Source organism: Microbacterium sp. NPDC080220 (genome assembly GCF_040686395.1).
Classification (GTDB): Bacteria; Actinomycetota; Actinomycetes; order Actinomycetales; family Microbacteriaceae; genus Microbacterium; species Microbacterium gawkjiense.
Genome location: NZ_JBFBOP010000005.1, coordinates 212,517 through 230,125 on the forward strand (window position 1 = coordinate 212,517; position 17,609 = coordinate 230,125).

At 68.2% G+C, this 17,609-nt stretch carries 22 protein-coding genes and 3 pseudogenes; 8 read left to right on the forward strand and 17 right to left on the reverse strand.

Annotated features, from left to right (window positions below):
* Nucleotides 1–123: 123 nt before the first annotated feature.
* Complete coding sequence (locus AB0P29_RS10100) at nt 124–1,335, reverse strand: MFS transporter (protein WP_363379627.1); 1,212 nt, start codon at nt 1,333–1,335, stop codon at nt 124–126.
* A gap of 56 nt (nt 1,336–1,391) precedes the next feature.
* Between AB0P29_RS10100 and AB0P29_RS10105 the strand changes: the two genes are divergently transcribed.
* The gene (locus AB0P29_RS10105) at nt 1,392–1,766 is read left to right on the forward strand and encodes a MerR family transcriptional regulator (protein WP_311861348.1); all 375 of its coding nucleotides are present in this window, start codon (nt 1,392–1,394) and stop codon (nt 1,764–1,766) included.
* A 62-nt stretch (nt 1,767–1,828) separates the two neighbouring features.
* On the forward strand, nt 1,829–2,098 hold the full coding sequence (locus AB0P29_RS10110; RefSeq protein ID WP_363379628.1) for a hypothetical protein: 270 nt from the start codon (nt 1,829–1,831) through the stop codon (nt 2,096–2,098).
* A 17-nt stretch (nt 2,099–2,115) separates the two neighbouring features.
* Here the strand turns inward: AB0P29_RS10110 and menC are convergent, their stop codons facing one another.
* The 3 genes from menC to AB0P29_RS10125 are packed head-to-tail and all read right to left on the reverse strand — an operon-like array spanning nt 2,116 to nt 4,880.
* On the reverse strand, nt 2,116–3,249 hold the full coding sequence (gene menC / locus AB0P29_RS10115; RefSeq protein ID WP_363379629.1) for an o-succinylbenzoate synthase: 1,134 nt from the start codon (nt 3,247–3,249) through the stop codon (nt 2,116–2,118).
* Between the two features lie 23 nt (nt 3,250–3,272).
* Nucleotides 3,273–3,968 carry a GNAT family N-acetyltransferase gene (locus AB0P29_RS10120; RefSeq protein WP_363379630.1) on the reverse strand — a complete coding sequence of 232 codons (696 nt, stop codon included), beginning with the start codon at nt 3,966–3,968 and terminating at the stop codon, nt 3,273–3,275.
* Between the two features lie 18 nt (nt 3,969–3,986).
* Nucleotides 3,987–4,880, reverse strand: a complete 894-nt coding sequence (locus AB0P29_RS10125) for a WcbI family polysaccharide biosynthesis putative acetyltransferase (protein ID WP_363379631.1) — start codon at nt 4,878–4,880, stop codon at nt 3,987–3,989.
* Nucleotides 4,881–4,985: 105 nt separating this feature from the next.
* Here AB0P29_RS10125 and AB0P29_RS10130 point away from each other — a divergent pair, with 105 nt between their 5' ends.
* The 3 genes and pseudogenes from AB0P29_RS10130 to purU all read left to right on the forward strand — a co-directional run bounded on the left by AB0P29_RS10130 (nt 4,986) and on the right by purU (nt 8,144).
* The gene (locus AB0P29_RS10130) at nt 4,986–6,701 is read left to right on the forward strand and encodes a long-chain-fatty-acid--CoA ligase (protein WP_363379632.1); all 1,716 of its coding nucleotides are present in this window, start codon (nt 4,986–4,988) and stop codon (nt 6,699–6,701) included.
* 31 nt (nt 6,702–6,732) lie between these two features.
* Nucleotides 6,733–7,209: pseudogene (locus tag AB0P29_RS10135) on the forward strand (MFS transporter); the annotation flags it as partial.
* A 56-nt stretch (nt 7,210–7,265) separates the two neighbouring features.
* A complete protein-coding gene (purU, locus tag AB0P29_RS10140) occupies nt 7,266–8,144 on the forward strand; it encodes a formyltetrahydrofolate deformylase (RefSeq protein ID WP_311861342.1) in 879 nt (292 codons plus the stop codon).
* A gap of 23 nt (nt 8,145–8,167) precedes the next feature.
* Here purU and AB0P29_RS10145 read toward each other — a convergent pair whose 3' ends face one another.
* The gene (locus AB0P29_RS10145) at nt 8,168–8,947 is read right to left on the reverse strand and encodes an SDR family NAD(P)-dependent oxidoreductase (protein WP_363379633.1); all 780 of its coding nucleotides are present in this window, start codon (nt 8,945–8,947) and stop codon (nt 8,168–8,170) included.
* Between the two features lie 81 nt (nt 8,948–9,028).
* On the opposite strand from AB0P29_RS10145, the gene AB0P29_RS10150 reads away from it, so the two are divergent.
* Nucleotides 9,029–9,502, forward strand: coding sequence for a MarR family transcriptional regulator (locus AB0P29_RS10150; RefSeq protein WP_363379634.1), 474 nt, complete (start codon nt 9,029–9,031; stop codon nt 9,500–9,502).
* 7 nt (nt 9,503–9,509) lie between these two features.
* Here the strand turns inward: AB0P29_RS10150 and AB0P29_RS10155 are convergent, their stop codons facing one another.
* From AB0P29_RS10155 to AB0P29_RS10195, 9 genes and pseudogenes are all read right to left on the reverse strand, one after another.
* On the reverse strand, nt 9,510–10,313 hold the full coding sequence (locus AB0P29_RS10155; protein ID WP_363379635.1) for a MerR family transcriptional regulator: 804 nt from the start codon (nt 10,311–10,313) through the stop codon (nt 9,510–9,512).
* Between the two features lie 299 nt (nt 10,314–10,612).
* Nucleotides 10,613–10,744 (reverse strand): hypothetical protein, encoded by a 132-nt coding sequence (locus AB0P29_RS10160; protein ID WP_363379636.1) that lies wholly within the window; start codon nt 10,742–10,744, stop codon nt 10,613–10,615.
* 29 nt (nt 10,745–10,773) lie between these two features.
* Complete coding sequence (locus AB0P29_RS10165) at nt 10,774–10,983, reverse strand: hypothetical protein (protein ID WP_363379637.1); 210 nt, start codon at nt 10,981–10,983, stop codon at nt 10,774–10,776.
* A gap of 131 nt (nt 10,984–11,114) precedes the next feature.
* Nucleotides 11,115–11,528: a hypothetical protein gene (locus AB0P29_RS10170; protein WP_363379638.1), complete on the reverse strand. Its 414-nt coding sequence runs from the start codon at nt 11,526–11,528 to the stop codon at nt 11,115–11,117.
* A gap of 329 nt (nt 11,529–11,857) precedes the next feature.
* Nucleotides 11,858–12,667: an AAA family ATPase gene (locus AB0P29_RS10175; RefSeq protein ID WP_363379640.1), complete on the reverse strand. Its 810-nt coding sequence runs from the start codon at nt 12,665–12,667 to the stop codon at nt 11,858–11,860.
* Complete coding sequence (locus AB0P29_RS10180) at nt 12,667–13,707, reverse strand: Mu transposase C-terminal domain-containing protein (RefSeq protein WP_363379658.1); 1,041 nt, start codon at nt 13,705–13,707, stop codon at nt 12,667–12,669. Before AB0P29_RS10180 ends, AB0P29_RS10175 begins: the two co-directional genes overlap by 1 nt.
* A gap of 36 nt (nt 13,708–13,743) precedes the next feature.
* Nucleotides 13,744–14,058, reverse strand: a pseudogene (locus tag AB0P29_RS10185) (helix-turn-helix domain-containing protein); the annotation flags it as partial.
* A gap of 10 nt (nt 14,059–14,068) precedes the next feature.
* A complete protein-coding gene (locus AB0P29_RS10190; RefSeq protein WP_363379641.1) occupies nt 14,069–14,665 on the reverse strand; it encodes a recombinase family protein in 597 nt (198 codons plus the stop codon).
* Nucleotides 14,666–15,002: 337 nt separating this feature from the next.
* Nucleotides 15,003–15,233 (reverse strand): SOS response-associated peptidase family protein, encoded by a 231-nt coding sequence (locus AB0P29_RS10195; RefSeq protein ID WP_363379642.1) that lies wholly within the window; start codon nt 15,231–15,233, stop codon nt 15,003–15,005.
* A 31-nt stretch (nt 15,234–15,264) separates the two neighbouring features.
* Here AB0P29_RS10195 and AB0P29_RS10200 point away from each other — a divergent pair.
* A pseudogene (locus AB0P29_RS10200) lies at nt 15,265–15,363 on the forward strand (IS481 family transposase); the annotation flags it as partial.
* A gap of 30 nt (nt 15,364–15,393) precedes the next feature.
* Here the strand turns inward: AB0P29_RS10200 and AB0P29_RS10205 are convergent.
* The 3 genes from AB0P29_RS10205 to AB0P29_RS10215 all read right to left on the reverse strand — a co-directional run bounded on the left by AB0P29_RS10205 (nt 15,394) and on the right by AB0P29_RS10215 (nt 17,113).
* Nucleotides 15,394–15,855 (reverse strand): transcriptional regulator, encoded by a 462-nt coding sequence (locus AB0P29_RS10205; RefSeq protein WP_363379643.1) that lies wholly within the window; start codon nt 15,853–15,855, stop codon nt 15,394–15,396.
* 245 nt (nt 15,856–16,100) lie between these two features.
* On the reverse strand, nt 16,101–16,754 hold the full coding sequence (locus AB0P29_RS10210; RefSeq protein WP_363379645.1) for a zinc-binding dehydrogenase: 654 nt from the start codon (nt 16,752–16,754) through the stop codon (nt 16,101–16,103).
* Nucleotides 16,751–17,113, reverse strand: coding sequence for an alcohol dehydrogenase catalytic domain-containing protein (locus tag AB0P29_RS10215; protein ID WP_363379646.1), 363 nt, complete (start codon nt 17,111–17,113; stop codon nt 16,751–16,753). Before AB0P29_RS10215 ends, AB0P29_RS10210 begins: the two co-directional genes overlap by 4 nt.
* A 282-nt stretch (nt 17,114–17,395) precedes the next feature.
* On the opposite strand from AB0P29_RS10215, the gene AB0P29_RS10220 reads away from it, so the two are divergent.
* Nucleotides 17,396–17,609, forward strand: a 214-nt coding sequence (locus tag AB0P29_RS10220) for a hypothetical protein (protein ID WP_363379647.1), incomplete at its 3' end; no start/stop codon positions are given.

Genomic DNA, 17,609 nt, shown 5'->3' on the forward strand with positions numbered 1-17,609 from the left:
GGGCCGCGCGCCGGGCTGGTGGCGAGTGTCAACGGATGCAACGGATCTCGCGCGACGCGCCGCGGCATCCGCTCGGTGGACGGCGTGTCGGGACGGATCTCTCGCATCCGTTGACGCCGGCTCTCAGGCGGCGCGGCGGCGGGTGCCGGTGAGGAGCGCGGAGACGACGAGCGCGAGGGCGATCAGGACCGCACCGGCCGAGAGCGCGGTGGCTCCCGTCGGGTGAGCGGCGCCGCCGACAAGGTCGCCGAGCCAGGGACCGGCGGCGATGCCGACGTTGAAGGTGACGACAGTTCCGGCGCTGGCGAGCGTCCGCGTGCGATCGGTCGCGATGCGCATCAGCATCGACTGCTGCAGCGGGAAGTAGGCGCCGATCGTGAGACCCCACACCGCGAGCGCGACGTACATGAGCGGGGTGTCGGCCGCGATGCTCAGGATGCCGAAGGCCGCCGCCAGGCCCACGAGGGCGACCACGAGTGACGCCTGGGGCCACCGGTCGGCCAACGGGCCCGCCGCGACGACACCGACGAGTCCGGCGGCGCCGTACCCGAACAGCAGCACGGGGATCTGGGCGGCCGGAGCCCCCGCCGCCACCTCGAGCAGCGGGCGCACGTAGGTGAAGGTCCCGAACTGGGCGAGGGCGAACACGAGCGCGGCGGCCGCGAAGAGCACGATGGGGAGGAGCGAGGCATCCGCTCCGGTCGGACGGTGCGCCTTCGGCAGCGCCGGCTCGGGCGTCCGCCGCGGCAGCCGGATCGCGATCGCCGCGGCGAGGGCGAACGCGACGAGCGCGAGCACGCCGAACGACCAGCGCCACGACAGCAACTGCGCGATGAGCGCACCGGCCGGAAGGCCCGCGAGCGTCGCGACCGTGCCGCCCGCCGTCACGAGGGCGAGCCCGCGCCCCAGGTGGGACGGGGCCAGCAGCGACGTCGCGTAGACGATGACGATCGCCCAGAAGAGGCCGTGCGCGACACCCGCCGCGATGCGCGTCGCGACGGCGACCTCGTACGTCGGCGCGAGCGCGGTCGCGGCGTTCGCGACCGCGAAGGCGGCGAGGGCTCCCGCGGCGACGAGCCGCCGGTCGAACCGCGCCGTCAGGCGCGCGAGCGGGATGCTCGTGACGATCACCGTCAGCGCCCACACCGAGATGAGCAGACCCACGCCGAGCGGGTCGGTCTGCAGCCCCGCGACCATTTCGGGCAGGAGGCCCGCGGGGAGCGACTCCGCCGTCACGGTCACGAAGACGGCGAGGCTGAGCAGCAGCAGCGCTCCGAGCGGGAACCGCGGCGCACTGGTGGCCGTGGTGGGGACCGAAGCGGTGGACGTGCTCATGCCTCGAGCGTAGAGTCTCACATCGATGTGAAGGTCAAGCGGCGATCGGGGACGTGATGAGGATCGGCGAGGTCACGGCGCGCACCGGCATCCCGCAGCGGATGCTGCGCTACTACGAGGAGCAGGGCCTGCTCGCCTCGGAACGCGCGGACAACGGCTACCGCGAGTACGACGACGACGCGGTGGAGCGCGCGCAGCGGGTGCGCGGCCTGATCCAGGCAGGGCTCTCGACGCGCATGGTGAAGGTCGTCCTCGACCTCGAGGCGGACTGCCGCGCCACCCGGCCCCCGTCGTGCACCCGCGCCCTCGCCGAGGAGCTCGCGGCCGAACTGCAGGCACTCGACGACCGCCTCGCCTGCCTCACCAAGAGCCGCGACGCCGTCGCGCTGTACCTCGGCCGGTCCGCGCACGCCGACCTGCTCGCGCACTAGCACGCCCGATCCTTCGGGACAGCCCCATCGCGGCATCCGACGCCTCAGGGGAGGATGGGTCCATGTCCTACGCCACCGAACGCCGCTCGAACCCGACCGCCTGGGCCGCCTTCTGGGTGGGGCTCCTCGGCCTCATCCTCATGCCGATCCCCCTGTTCATCGGGTTCTTCCTCGGCGGCGGGCTGTCGATCGTGGCCGCCGTCCTGGCCGTGATCGCGCTGTTGAAGGGTCTCGCGCGCAGCGGGAAGGGCATCGCCCCCGTCGTGTTCGCGGGCATCTTCGTGCTGCTGACGTGGGGCGGGATCTCGATCGGCGGCGGCATCGTCTGGTGACGCCGGCCTGAGCGGGCTCAGCGCCGCAGCGTCTCGCGCGCCACGGTGAACCGCTCGAGCGCGTCGAGGTCGACCTCGACGCCCAGCCCGGGACCGGTCGGTACCCGCACGTGCCCGTCCTCGAGCACGGCCGGCTCCGTCACGATGTCCTCGGTGTAGAACCGAGCGGATGCCGAGACGTCACCCGGCAGCGTGAACGCAGGGTGCGCGGCGAGCGCCGCGTTCGCGGCACGTCCGATGCCGGTTTCGAGCATGCCGCCGCACCACACCGGGATCCCCGCCGACTCGCAGAGGTCGGCGATGCGGAGCGCCTCGAGGTAGCCGCCGACGCGGCCTGCCTTGACGTTGATCACGGTCGTCGCCCCGAGGGCCAGCGCGTCGCGCGCGGCCTTCACCGAGGTGATCGACTCGTCGAGGCAGATCGGGGTCTTCAGCTGCTGGGCGAGGGCGGCGTGGTCGACGATGTCGTCCTCCTGAAGCGGCTGCTCGATGAGCAGCAGACCGAAGCGGTCGAGCTGCGCCAGGATGTCGGCGTCGGCGAGCGTGTAGGCGGAGTTCGCGTCGACCTGCAGCGGGATCTCGGGGAACGCGGAACGCACGGCATCCGTCTCGGCGATGTCGCGACCGGGCTTGATCTTGATCTTGATGCGCACGTAGCCCTCATCGAGGTAGCCGCGGACGGTCTCGACGAGCGCCGCCGGGTCGGATTGGATGCCGACGCTCACCCCCGACGGGATCGTCGCCGCCGTGGCACCCAGGTACGACGCGAACGAGCGTCCCTCGGAGCGCAGCGCCGCGTCGAGGACGGCGAGCTCGAGACCCGCCTTCGCCATCCGGTGGCCGACGAACGGATCGAGCGTCGGGGCGACCTGCTCGGGCGCGAACTCTCCGCACTGCAGCAGGGCCGGGCCGAGCCAGCGGGTCGCGACGTCCCAGGCGCCCTGCGTGTACTCGCTCGAGTAGACCGGCGCGCTCTGCGTGACGATCTCACCCCAGCCGTCGCCCGCGTCGGTCCGCGCGCGCACGACGATGACCTCGCGGTCGGTCATGGTCCCGAACGACGTCGTGAACGGCGCGACGAGCGGGATGCGCAGGATCCGCAGCTCGAGTCGGTCGAGGCGGACGGATGCGGCGGGCTGGGCGAGCGGCATGGGCTCAGGCTACGCGCGCGGCGTCACGGCCGGACGAAGAGGTAGCCCTCGCCGGTGCGGAACCCGCCCACGACGAGCCCCGCGTCGAGCTGTGCCCGGAACGCGTCGCGCACCTCGTGGCGCGCCCGGGCCGCGGCATCCGGATCCGTCCGACGGAGCGCCTCGACGTCGGTCGGGATCGCGACGGTGGCGACCACCTCGGCCGCGTCGGGCGTGGGCACCGGCGAGGCGAGGTGCCACGCGACGTGCAGCCGGTCGCTCTCGTCGCCGCTGTTGATCGCGTCGCCCATGTCGCCGTAGTGGTCGACGAGGTAGTCGGTGACCCGCGCGCCGAGGACCGCGAGGTTGAAGTGCGCGTTGCGGGCGATGAGCGGGTCGAAGGTCCAGGTGATCGTGCCGATCTCGCGCGCGAACGCCCACTCGCGCTGGTACGCCTTCAACGCCCGCCCGATCCCCCGCGCCTGCGCATCGGGGAGCACACCCGTGACGTGGGAGTGCATGCTGCGGGATGCCGGGGGCCCGAAGAACGCCGCCGACGCCGCGATCATGCGGTCGCCGTCGTACACGCCGACGACGTAGTTGCCGGAGTGCTCGAGCGCCCGCAGCAGGTTGGGCGGCATCCCGCCGTCGGGCGAACCCCAGACCGCTTCGAACACGCCACTCGCGGCGACCATCTCGTCGATCGTGTGCAGTTCGCGGATGTCGAGCCCGTCAGCCATGCCGCCACGCTACGCCGATCAGCGGCGCCAGCGCTCCAGCGTGGGCCGCAGCCGGTCGACCGCGCCGCGGACGAACTGCGGGTGCTCCCGGTACCAGGCGAGATGAGCGTCGCGGACCTCGGCGGGGTCGACGCGTCGCCCGTCGACCGTCCAGTCCGGAACCGCGTCGGCGTCGAGCCCCCACGCGTCGATCACCCAGTCCTCGCGCGGTGCGTGGACCGCGTTCAGGAGGGGTCGGCCCGGGTCGCGCGCGACACCGTCGCGGCCGAGCGCACGCAGGATCCGGTCGCCGAGCGCGAGGATCACCTCGTTGCCCGGATGGTTCACCGTGCGGACGAGGTCGAACCGGGGCTCGGCGAACAGATCCGACGCCGCGACGTCAAGGGTCTCCTCGCGCCGGCGGAGTTCGGCGAGCGAGGCGGCGGCCTCGGCGCGCACGTCGTCGGGATCGAGCCGCTCCCGCACGGGCGCCCCGGCCGCCAGCGCGAGCGTGCGGACGTCGTGGTACGCGACGAGCGGCGGCGTCTCCTCGACGCCCGGCACGTGCAGCGCGGCCTGGAAGGGGTGCAGGCCGGTGAAGCGGACGATCGGGAACGTGACTGCCCGGCCCGACGGCGGGAGGGATGCCGCGAGCTGCCGCGTCCCCAGGGGAAGCCCGTGGTAGTCGTCCTTCACCGGCTGCGCGATGAGCGCCGCGGCGCCCGCGACCACCTCGTGCAGGCGGCGGGTCGCGGCGGCATCCAGCAGGTACACGGGAGGGACGCGCACGAGCGGCAGCTCGTCGGAATCGAGGACGAGGCGCACCGATTCGGCCTGGCAGTTGCCGACGACGACCCCGTAGTCCGTGCGGGGCAGGTCGCCGAAGAAGCGGGCGTCGTGGTCCCGGGGGGCGGGGTGCGCATCGGTGATCATCGCCCGAGCGTCGCAGGCCGCATCCGTCGCCGCGACCGCTTGCGCGCGTGCCCCTCGCGAGCAAGGGGCACGCGCTCGCCACCTCCGCTGCTTAGGATCGTCGCCGTGCACCTGAACGAGACCCGCGCCTGGAACCGCTTCTACGCCGCCGGCACGCCGGTCGACATCGAACCCGTCACGGGCTCGCTCGTCGACCTGCTCGAGCAGCGCGTCGCCCAGTACGGCGAGCGCGACGCGATCGCGTTCTTCGGCCGGACGGTGACCTACGACGAGCTCGGGGCGCGGGTCGCGCGCGTCGCCGAGGGCCTGCGGAAGCTCGGCGTCGGCGCCGGCGACCGCGTCGCGCTGATCATGCCCAACGCCCCGCAGCACGTCATCGCGTTCTACGCGGTGCTGCGGCTCGGTGCCGTCGTCGTCGAGCACAACCCGCTCTACACGCGGGACGAGCTCGAGGTGCAGTTCCGCGACCACGGCGCGCGCACCGTCATCGCGTGGGACAAGGTGGCGCCGCTCGTGCAGTCGCTGCCGGCCGAGCTCGGCATCCGCGACGTCGTCTCGGTCGACGTGACCACCGCGATGCCGCTGACGACGCGGATGCTGCTGCGACTCCCCGTCGCGAAGGCCCGGGAGTCGCGCGCCAAGCTCACGGGTGCTGCACCCGGGACGATCCCGTTCGGGCGGCTCGAGAACTCTCCCGCCCTGGCCGCGAGCCATCCGCGGCCGAGCCGCGACGACCTCGCGTGCCTGCAGTACACCTCGGGGACCACCGGGGCGCCGAAGGGCGCCATGATCACGCACGGCAACCTGTGGGCCAACGCTCGCATGGGCGCCGCGTGGATGCCCGACTTCCGACACGGCGAGGGCAGCATCTGCGGGCTGCTTCCCATGTTCCACTCGTTCGGGCTGCTGCTGTCGGTCATCTACTCCGTCGAGACCGGGTCGCGCGCCGTCCTGTTCCCGACGTTCGACCCCGAACTGGTGGTGGATGCCGCGAAGCGGTTCCCCCCGACGTTCATCCCCGCCGTCCCGCCGATGTTCGACCGGCTGGCCCGGGTCGCCCGCGACGGTGACCTCGACCTGAGCCGCGTCGTGTATTCGATCTCGGGTGCGATGACCCTCACGCCCGCGGTGGTCTCGCGCTGGGAGAAGCTCGCCGGCAGCATGCTCAACGAGGGGTACGGCCTCACCGAGACGAGCCCGATCGCCCTGGCCAACCCGTTCGACGAGTCGCGCCGCATCGGGGCCATCGGCATCCCGTTCCCGTCGACCGACATCAAGGTCGTCGACCCGGAGGAACCGACCCGCGAGGTGGCGCAGGGAGAGACCGGCGAACTGCTCATCCACGGGCCGCAGGTGTTCGCCGGCTACTGGAACCGCCCCGAGGAGACGGCGGCGACATTGCTCGAAGGCGGCTGGGTGCGCACCGGCGATCTCGTGCAGCAGGACGAGGACGGCTTCGTCACGGTCGTCGACCGCAAGAAGGAGCTCATCATCACGGGCGGCTTCAACGTCGCCCCGTCGGAGGTCGAGCAGGTCGTGACCGGGACGCCGGGCGTCGCTGAGACGGCGGTCGTCGGCATCCCCCGCGGCGGTGGCGCCGAGGTCGTCACGGCGGTCGTCGTCTTGGAGCAAGGTGCCGCCTTCGACGAGGCCGCCGCGCGCGAGCTGGCTCGTGAGCGGCTCGCGGAGTACAAGCGGCCGACGACCTACGTCGTCTGGGAGGAGCTGCCGAAATCCCTCATCGGCAAGGTGCTCCGTCGTCGCGTGCGCGACACCCTTGTCGCCGACCGGCACGCGACGCGCGCTGCTGACGCGGACTGATACACCCGCGCGGAGTGCGACACAACCTCGGGTGCAGTCGATCAACCCGGTGTTCATCATCCTGCTGGCGGGCGTGTTCACGGCCGTCTGGTCGAAGCTCGGCTCGCGTCAGCCCTCGACCCCGGTGAAATTCGCGCTGGGCGTCGCCGTCATGGGTGTCGCGTTCCTGCTCTTCCTGCCGTTCGCCGGTGGCGGGGCGAACTCGACGCCGCTGCTGGCGATCGTCGGCATCCTGCTCGTCTTCACGATCGCGGAGCTGATGCTCTCGCCGGTCGGCTTGTCGGCGGCGACGAAGCTCGCGCCGGAGCGGTTCCAGACGCAGATGGTCGCGCTGTTCTTCCTCTCGGTGTCGCTCGGCACCGCGATCGCCGGTCAGCTCGCGACGCTGTACGACCCGACGAACGAGGTGCCGTACTTCGCGACGCTCGGCGGGATCTCGATCGCGATGGGCGTGCTGCTGCTCGTCTGCGTGAAGCCGGTGCTGTCGCTCATGACGGGCGTGCGCTGACGGATGCCGCGCGTCACGCGGTCGGCATCCGTCATCTCACAGGGCAGAATCGAGGGATGACGTCGCCCGCCCCGCAGCTCCACCCCGACCACGCCTGCCTCATCGTGCACGGCAAGGACAGCCCGGGGATCATCGCCGCCGTCTCGGCGATGATCACGCGGATCGACGGCAACATCGTGCAGTTCGACCAGTACTCCGACGACCCCCGGGGCGGCGCGTACTTCCAGCGCGTCGTGTTCCACCGGCCCGGCTTCGGTGCGCAGCGCCCCGCGATCGAGGCGGAGATCGCCGAGACCCTCGCCCCGTTCGAGCTCGAGTGGTCGCTGACGGACCAGTCGGTGCCCAAGCGCATGGCGATCCTGTCGTCGAAGCAGGACCACTGCCTGCTCGACCTGCTGTGGCGCAACCGTCGCGGTGAGCTGCCCACCAGCATCCCGATGGTCATCTCCAACCACACGTCGTCGGCCGAGGACGTCCGCTCGTTCGGGGTGCCGTTCTTCCACGTGCCGTCGACGCCCGGCCCCGACAAGTCGGCGTCCGAGGCGAAGATCCTCGAGCTGCTCAAGGGCAACGTCGACTTCGTCGTGCTGGCGCGGTACATGCAGATCCTGTCGCCGGAGTTCCTCGAGGAGCTCGCGGTGCCGGTCATCAACATCCACCACTCGTTCCTTCCCGCCTTCATCGGCGCCGAGCCGTACCGCAAGGCCAAGGAGCGCGGCGTGAAGCTCATCGGCGCGACGAGCCACTACGTCACCGGCGACCTCGACGAGGGACCGATCATCGAGCAGGACACGATCCGCGTCACGCACGCCGACACGACCGCCGAGCTCGTCCGCCGCGGCGCCGACGTCGAGCGCCAGGTGCTGTCCCGCGCGGTGCGCTGGCACTCCGAGGACCGCGTCATCCGCCACGGGAACCACACGATCGTCTTCTGACGCGGGGGCGCGGGGTTCCTCCGTCACAGCGTCCCGGTCAGCACCCCGCCGTCGGCGCGGAGCGCGGCGCCGTTGATCGCCGACGCACGCGGACTCGCCAGGAACGCGACGAGCGCCGCGATCTCCTCGGGTCGGATGAAGCGCTGCAGCAGCGTCGTCGTGTTCCGACCGATGACGGATGCCGCGACCGCGTCGGCCGGCACGCCCTGCGCCGTGGCGATCGACTCGATCACGGTCGCGACGCCGTCCGAGTATGTCGGCCCGCCGAGCACGGTGTTGACGGTGACCTGCGTGCCCCGCGTGAGTTTCGCGAGGCCGTTTCCGAGTGCGATCGTCGCCGCCTTCGAGACGCCGTACGGGATCATGTCGGCCGGAACGTTCACGCCCGACTCGCTCGCGATGAAGAGGATGCGGCCCCACCCGCGCTGGAGCATGCCCGGCAGCACGCGGCGCGAGAGGCGGACGCCGGCGGTCAGGTTCACGTCGAGGTATCGCTGCCACTCCGCGTCGTCCGCGTCGGCGAACTCGGTCAGCCCGAACGTGCCGGCGTTGTTGACGAGGATGTCGACCTCGGGGAGGCCCGTGAGTGCCACCGGGTCGGCGACGTCCCCGGGCGCGACGTCGACGTCCGCTCCGGGGATGAGCGCGCGGAGCCGCTCGGCCGCTGCGTGCGTGCGGGCGGCATCCCTCCCGTTGAGGATGACCGCGGCGCCTTCGAAGGCGAGGGCTTCGGCGATCGCGAAGCCGATGCCTTGCGTCGAACCGGTGATGAGAGCGCGCGTGTCACGCAGCTGGAAGTCCATCGATGATGCCTTTCACTTGACTGAGCAAGTGACGGTAGCCCGGATCACTTGACTGAGCAAGTCATGACATAGGCTCGGAAGGTGACTGCGGACGACGACCTCTCCCCCGACGACCTCGAGACCTGGTCGTCGCTGGCGACGCTGCTCGAGTGGCTGCCCGCGGCGCTGGACGCTCAGCTGCAGAGGGATGCCGCACTCACGCACTTCGAGTACGGCATCCTCTACGCCCTGTCCCGCGCCGAGGACGGGCGGCTGCGGATGAGCACGCTCGCCGGGTACGCCCACAGCTCGCTCTCGCGCCTGTCCCGCGCGGCGACCCGCCTCGAATCGCGCGGATACCTCCGCCGTGAGACCGACCCCGCGGACGGCCGTTACACCCTCACGATCCTCACGGATGCGGGGGCCGAGGCCCGTCGCGCGGCGGGCCCCGGCCACGTCGATCTGGTGAGACGGGCGGTGCTCGACCGGCTCACCGCCGCGCAGCAGAAGCACCTGCGGACGATCACCGCCCGCATCCTCACCGGCCTCGGCGATGAGCTCGGGTGGAGGGCGTGACGCAGGCTCAGGCCACGGGCTGCTGCAGATCGACGATCCAGCGCGAGCCGGGACCGTCGTAGGGCGTCTGCTCGTAGATCTCGCGTGCCGGACCGTCGAACCGCAGCCCGCGGCGCTCGATCTCGGCGACGAGCGCCTGCCACGCGGCCTGGATGCCGCTGAGGTCGGCCGCGTCGAAGCGGGTGGAGACGGCACGCGGATGCCGCGGCACCACCGCGCGCTCGAGTCCCTCGGGCACGGGCGCATCGCCGATCTGCTCCGCAGCCGCGGCGATCATGCCGTCGTCGACCGTTGTGTAGACGGCGACGCCCGGACCGACGCGCGTCGCACCCGACGCCTCGATCAGCGCGCCGACGCGCTCGAACATGCCGCCGATCTCGCCTTCGATCTGGGACATCTCGTCCACCTTCGCCGACAGCTGCACGATCGTCAGCTCGGGCAGCGCAGTCTCGGTGTACTCGGACATGGGATTCTCCTTCTCGATCGATCGGAGCCTCGTCTCGACCTCGTGCAGGCGCTGCCGGTCCGCGTCGATCTGGGCCGCGAGCTCGACCCGCCGCTCGCGCAGGAGCGCGGCGACCTCGCTCGACGACATCCCGTCGTCGAGCATGACGCCGACCTGCTCCAGCGTGAAGCCGAGGTCCTTCAGCGCGACCAGTCGATTGGCGCGGTCCAACTGCGACGCGGCGTAGGAGCGGTATCCCGAGAAGGGATCGACCCGCTGCGGGCGCAGCAGACCGAGCTGGTCGTAGTGACGCAGCATCCGCACCGAGACGCCGGCGAGGCGGGCGAACTCTCCGATACTCAACATGGTGATCCCAGGCCACAGTCTGACACCGTGTGAGGGTCAAGCCCCGCCGGGTTCAGCCTCGTGGGCCGCGTTCGTCGTGGCGATCTGAGCACCTCGTGCAGAGGCTGCCACCGAAACCTGCTCTTGCAGCCGCCGACGAACTGCCTGGCCGCGCAGAGCCTAAAACGATCGTTTCCGGTGGATGCACCCGAGATGCTGAACTCGGCGCGCCGCAGACGGTATCCAGTACTGGGTTTTGGCAGACGTTTCTAGCGCGGCTGTGGCAGGGCGGACTGGCTAGAGGCGGCCAGCGTCGCCTCTCACCTCTTGCGACGAGCGGAGACGAGCAGGCCGGCGTGAACGGCCGCGATGATCACACCGGCAACGATGAGAACCACTCCCGCCGTTGACGATCCGAGGAGCAGGCCGATCAGCGCGAAGAGAATCCCCATCGCCAATCCGCCCCACCTCTGTGAACTGGTCACGGTCGGTGGTTTTCGGGAGTCGTCGTCGGCGCGTCACGGTGTTTCAGTCGCACGAAGAGAATGAATCCGGGAATGAGGGCGATCGCACTCGCGGCGACGAGCAGCCATCCCCACAGGAGGTCGAACACGATCGCGAGGCCGAATCCCACGCCGACGCCGCCTCCTCCGATGAGGAGCAGGAGGATGACAGTTAGTCGGAGGCCCATCGGACGATGATGGCAGGGATGCCGGCGTAGCGATACGCCAAGAACGCGCCTGCGGGAGGGCCTAGCTCTCGGACGATGTCGAACGTTTTCCCCATCAGAATCGCTGAGCCACTCCGCGGTGGTGGGCAGGCCTATCGGTGCGGCGAATTCTGGTCAAAGATAGTGACCCCATCTGGGAGTTCTTTCGCATCTTTCGTCAGAGTCGCCGGCAACACAGGGCAATCTACTCGTTGACCGTTTACAGTTTTGCTGTCGAGATCGATGGCCATGTCGACGCAGACAAAGTAGACGTACAGATGTGGACCAAATCCCACACCGTCTGTCGTGCCTATACGCACGAACAGTTGCACAGTGCCGCTAGCGCGCCCGGAGATCACGCTGAGCACGATCGGGTCGCGGACTCCCGAGGGCGGGAAATCAGCGAAACGCGCATCGAGTTCCGCGGCGTCGACATTCTGCGCGAGGAGCCAGGGCAGACCAGCGGAGCCCCTGTTCGCGGACGCCTCGTCCAGGGTGATCCCATTAGCGCGGACGAACTCATCCACGTCTCCAAACCGCCCATCCGCGAGTGTCAACTTCGCATCGTCGATAAGCGCGTCGACGGAGTAGATGATGCCCTTCTGCAGACCTATGTCTGTCGGGTCCGCGGCACAGCCAGCGACGATTCCAGTCAGGAGCGCGACTGTGAGTGCGAGCGGGAGGCGAGCTTGCCAAGACGACCTCCCGGCAATCCCTCGCTGCAATCTCACGCGAACATCATTGCGCAAGGCAGCGAGTCTGCCGAAAACGATCGTTTTCGGCACGCCCGACCGAAGCACCGCAGACGTGTGGAGTTGACCAGTCAGTGGCGGGTGTTTGTGATCGTTCCGTGTCGCTAGTTGCCGATGATGAGGATGCTTGCGGCGGCTTCTATGACGTCGTCGGTGATGGTTTCGAGGTCGTTGATTTTCAGGACCCGGTTGATCTGTGGGAAGAGGCGTTCCAGCAGCCGGAAGTTGCCCCGGGTGATTCGTTCGATCGCTGCGATGGCCTGAGCGTCGGTGAAGTCGTCTGGGTCAAGGTTTCGACCGAGGTGCTTCCAGTGTCTTTGGAGCACGAAGAGTAGTTCGTCGCGTCCGAGCGCCCGGTAGTGATGGGAGAACCCGAGGCGGCTGTAGAGCTGGGGATAGTGACGGAACCGTTGGTCGATGCCGGGCATGCCGATCAGAATGAGCGCGAGGTGTGTGCGGTCATGGCGGTCGCGGAGCATCTCGAGCGCCACTGGGGTGAGCCGTTCGGCTTCGTCGATGATGAGGAGTTCTACGTACACGGGGCCGCCCCCGATGTGGGGTCCGTGAACCTTGCCGGTCGCCAACTGGTGCTCCCAGACGCAAACGTCGACTCTGCTGTGCCAGTGATCGATATCCCGCATCATTTCTTTGGGACGGGGTAGGACCTGGGGGGTGTAGAAGACGGTGCGGGATCGGTTGGCGAGGGCGTAGTGGTGGGCATCTTCATCGCCGCGTGGGCCCCATCGGGTGATGTACGGCTCGAGGGCATCCCAGTTCGCGTATCGGCGGGCGGATTGGGTTTTGCCGACGCCGGCCTCTCCATGACAGATGCCGATCGTCTTCTCCTTGCGGACCGCGTTGGCAAACTCGGCGAACCGGCGGTGCTCCTTCGTCACGATGAATGTCTGGCTCATCACTCGTCCTCTTCGTAGGTGCGCAGCCGGCTTCGATGCGGCGGCGGCGGGAGCGGGAGCGGGCGAATTTCGGTCCGGACCGCCGCGGTCGGGATGCGCTCGTTGATGGCTTTGCGGAGTTCGCGGCGGCGGGCGCGCCGGGCGGATTCGATGCCGCGAAGACTGAGTCGCACGTTCGGGTGGTCTTCGTCGACGGCCACGCAGATGAACGTGTCGCGGTCATAGACACGGATCTCGGAGATGTCCCGAGGGTCGTACCGGATGGTGACCGCGTGCCCGACGAAAGGGGCGAGGGTGGGTGCGAGGTAACGCTGGCCCTGGAAGTGGATACCGTCACGCTGCACCACGCGATTCTTCGGAACCGTTAAGAGGAGTGTGTCGAGATCCTCGAGACTGCGTGGCATGCGCGGAAGCCAACCGTCAGCCACCCATGCGTCGCGTGGGGATGCCCCGAGCTCGGAGTGGGTTCGGCCGTTGTAGGTGGTGATGAACGCGCCGATGGCACGGTCGAGCGCGGGAAGGTCCAGCACGGGTGTCGGAGCGCGGTTGGCCGGTCCGAGGTGGCCGGGGAGAGTAGCGAGGAGTTCGGTGTTGATGGTGCCGAAGAATCGCTCGACCTTGCCCCGCCCCTGGGGGCGGCCGACGATCGAGTGGATGATGCGGATGTGCAGGCCGATGGCGGTGCGTTCGAGGTGGTTGCTCGTGAAGTCTGACCCGTGGTCGACGTGCAGGATGTCGGGGAGACCGCACATTGCCCAGACCGGGTCGGTCTTGCGCCAGATCGCTTGTCGGAGCGCGAGCGCCGTGTTGGCGGCCGAAGGTGCGCCGGTGAAGACGGTGTACCCGCAGATCGCACGGGAGTAGTCGTCCATCACCGTGGTCAGCCACGGCCGGTCGGGCCTTCCGTCAGCCCCGATGATGAGGATGTCCAGCTCGCTGTGGTCAGCCTGCCAGGTCTGATTGGGCCGGTCGGCGCGGCGGCGCAGGACGAGTTCGTGCCGGTCTCGATACGACGCCGGCCCCTCCAACGCCAACGTCACCAGCGCAGGATCCAGCGCCCGCACGATATCTCTCACGGTCGCGTAGCTCGGCGGAGAGGCGCCCCGCCGGTTCGCGTCAGCGACGGCAAGCCGGTGCAGCGTCGCGAAAGCCGGCCGTGGTCGTGTCAGAGCGAGGCGTTCTACGAACGCCACTGTTCGGACGTCGGTTCGGCGCGTTCCCTTGTCGACGCGCGGGCGAGGCTCCAGTCCCGAGATGCCGTCGTCCCGGTACCGTCTGTTCCAGCGCTGCAGGGTACGGATGCTGATTCCGGTGTCGCAGGCGAGGGTGGCAATCGGGATCTGATCCTCGACGTGCAGTCGAAGAATTCGCCACCGCTCCTCCGCGTCCATCGCGCGGCGGCTACATTGCGGCGCTCTCGCGAGCGGCGTGGGCTTGCTGGTGACGATAGAGAGTTGCGCGGCTCCATCCGACCAGGCGTGCTGCGTCTTCGGCGGTGCGTCCCTTGGCGCGCGCCTCCCGCGCCAGCTCGAGCTTGTCGGCGATCACCGACGGGTCCGATACTGGTCGGCCGAATCTCGTCCCGTTCTGACGAGCGGCCGCGATGCCGGCAGTGACTCGCTCGACGATCAGTTCCCGCTCGTACTCCGCGAGAGTGGCCAGCATGTTCAGCATCAGCCGCCCCGTCGAGGTCGCTGGATCAATCCCGTCTGAAATCGACCGCACATGCACGCCACGCTCGCGCAACAAGTTCACCGTATTCAGCACATCGATCAGAGACCGCCCGAGACGGTCGACCCGCCACACCACGACGGTGTCTCCCTCGGCAGCATGCTCGATGAGCTTCTTCATCCCGGGGCGCTCCACCGCCGTTCGACTGCCCGACGTGACGTCGGCGAACACGTCGCGTTTCTGCACGCCCGCTGCAACGAGAGCGTCCAGCTGAAGCTGCGCATCCTGACTCGTCGTGCTGACCCGCGTGTACCCAAGAAGCCTCACACGACCAGTGTGACTCAGAAAACCCTGCCGCGCATGCGTGTAAGACAGTTTTCGGCGAGACAAGTTTTCGAGACAGTCTGCTCCGGATGATCCTGCGGACGCCAACTGCGTCTGCGCGGTCTCCGATCATGTCTCGAAAAGCTGTTGCTTTCCGAGACGCGATGGGTGTTGCAGTTGGCAACCAAATCCGTGCACACTTGCGGGCATCTTCAGCGGCGGGGTATAGCGGGCGTCATAAATAGAGGCTTGGAGATTCTTGTCCGATTGGTAGAGGTTCCGCCCGCTGCCCGGCCGTCTCACGGGCAACCGAAACACCTCGCAACGTTGAGCTGTCCGGTCACTCCAGAGGTTCGATGAGCGTCGGGTCGGTCGGGTCGGCAGTGCGCGTGTTGTTGACTTTCCGGTCCACGTCGTAGCTGGTGATCGTTCCCGCAACCCGGTCGGATTCGACGGTGAGCAGCTGCACCATGTCAGCCTTGGCGGCGTCGTCCACCTTCTCCAGGGAGAGGTACTCGTCCCACACTTCGGATTCGAGGAACACCGGCATCCGGTCGTGGATTTCCCCCACGCGTCCCGTGCCGGCCGGGTCATGATCGATGTGGAAGCAGCGCCGCGGTCCGGTCGCTATCGGCGGGAAGCTCGGTATGCCTGCATCCACCGTGCACGCCGTGCTTGTTCGCTACCTGCTGCACCGGCTGCGTCAGGGGACGCGGCAACGTTGAGGAGTGTCAGTATCCGGTGACTCTCTTGGCAGCGTGGTAACGCGCCATCAGTCGAGGGATGTCGGCCTCTACGAAGCGGTAGAGGTCCTCCATCTCAGCAAGTCGGGCGCGTCGGGCGGGTTGATCCTCAGGCAGCAGATGGAGTCCTTGCCGACTCATGGCGAGCAACCGGACTGCTTCCGCATGCTGCGCGATCATCACTGCCTCCCAGGCGTTCGGGGCAACTCGGTAGTAGGTGCGCCGATCTCGCTTTCCAGCTCGTTCTACGAACCCGATCCGCATCAGGAGGTGGACCGTTTGGTTGATACCCCCTGCGCTGGCATGCAGCGCATGCTTCAGTCCTTCAGAGGACTGCTCGGCAGGTTCGCAGACCAGCAGCCACGCGAGCATTCTGCCCGCCGCGCGTGGCACGGTGGCATCCATAGCCATGCCGAAGCTTTCGATGAACTCGGCGATGCCGTCATCCATACCTGAATCGGCCGGCTCGGACGACGCATCCGCCGCACGCGACGTTGCGTGCGTCGGATGGTCGCGACCTCCAGGCCGCGCCTTCGGTGCCCCCGCCCTACTGTTCATACGTTTCAAATAGTGTATGAAGAATCAACCAGGTCGGCTCTGCATCGTGAACTGCTTCTCGAGTTCGTGCTTGTGGTCATCGTCGAACCCACGGCCGACCGTTTAGGTGCCGCCATCCTTGAGTAGTTCTCCCACAGTTACGGAATGAGGACGGCGCGGCCCTGCACTTCACCTTTGTGCAGCCGTTCTAGTGCCTCATTCGCCTCCTCGAGCGGGTGCCGCTCGAGGACCGTGTGGATCTTTCCGTCGCGGGCGAGAGCAAGAACCTCGACGAGCTCGTTGCGGCTGCCCCACGTGCTGGTCGTCATGACGGCCTCGGCAGCCATGTCGAAGAATGAGAAGCGCGTTCCCCCGCCAGCCAGCCCGACAAGCACGAAGATGCCTTCTCGGGATAGTGCGTGCTGCGCCAACGAAATTGTCGCGTCTACGCCCACGAAGTCCAGTGCCGCTTCCACCCCACCCTCACCCGCGGCGGTGCGAACCTGGTCCAACACATCGCCCGCGTTTCCGTCGATGACAGCCTCGACGCCGAGGCTGGCCACAAACTCTCGCTTGTCCTGCGCGGTTTCCACCACGATGATCGACGCCTGAGTCAGAAGCTGCAGAAACTGAAGAGCGTGCTGACCCAACCCGCCCGCCCCGATGACGAGAACACTTGACCCCGGCACGAGTGACGGAAGGACCTTCTTCACCGCCCGGTAAGGAGTGAGGGCGGCGTCCGTGAGCGCCGCAGCCTCGACCAGATCGAGCCCGTCTGCGGGAACAAGATGACGTGTGGACGGGACGATCATGTACTGCGCATAGCCACCATTCGGGCCAATCCCCCCCAACGTTCAGTGCCGCAGAGCTGCTCCTCACCACCCAAGCAAAACGCGCAGCGACCGCATCCCCATCCCCCGAAAACGACGACCGGATCTCCGGGAGCGTAGCCGTCAGCTCCCGGACCCAGCTTCTCGACCCACCCAGAGTTTTCGTGCCCAAGAATGAGTGGCAGACCAGAGGGTATCGATCCGTCGACCAGATGAAGATCCGAATGGCAAACGCCGGCCGCGGCGATCTTGACAAGCACCTCCCCCGCACCCGGTTCAGGAGTTGGAACCTCTTCCATTGACAGAGGCTCCCCAACAGCACGCAATACTGCAGCTCTCATCGCATCATCACCTTTCGAATTGGTTGGCAGAACAAAATCCGTTTGCGGGGGCCAGAAAGAGGCGAGCAGTCATGCTGTCGGGTGAATCGCCCCGGGTCTCGTGGAGGGTCTGAAATCCCGAGAGGATGAGACCTATGCCAGCACCGAGGAAGTATCCGCCGGAGCTTCGTGAGCGTGCGATGCGGCTTGTTGCCGAGGCCAGGAAGGAAGATCCGGAGCTGTCGCTGAACGCGGCGGTAGTCCGGATCGGGCAACGTGTCGGGGTCAACGCCGACACGTTGCGTGGCTGGTGCAAGCAAGGCCGCGATCGACGCGGGCGAGCGCCCTGGGACGACGACCAGCGAGGCGCAGCGCATCAAAGCGCTCGAGGCCGAAGTGCGCGAGCTGAAGCGTGCGAACGAGATGGCGGATTCAACCGGTCAACGCAACGGGTGCTGTGAGATGAAGCAGGCGCTGATCTCGGGAGGCATCGATTGCAGGGCAAACATGGTCATCT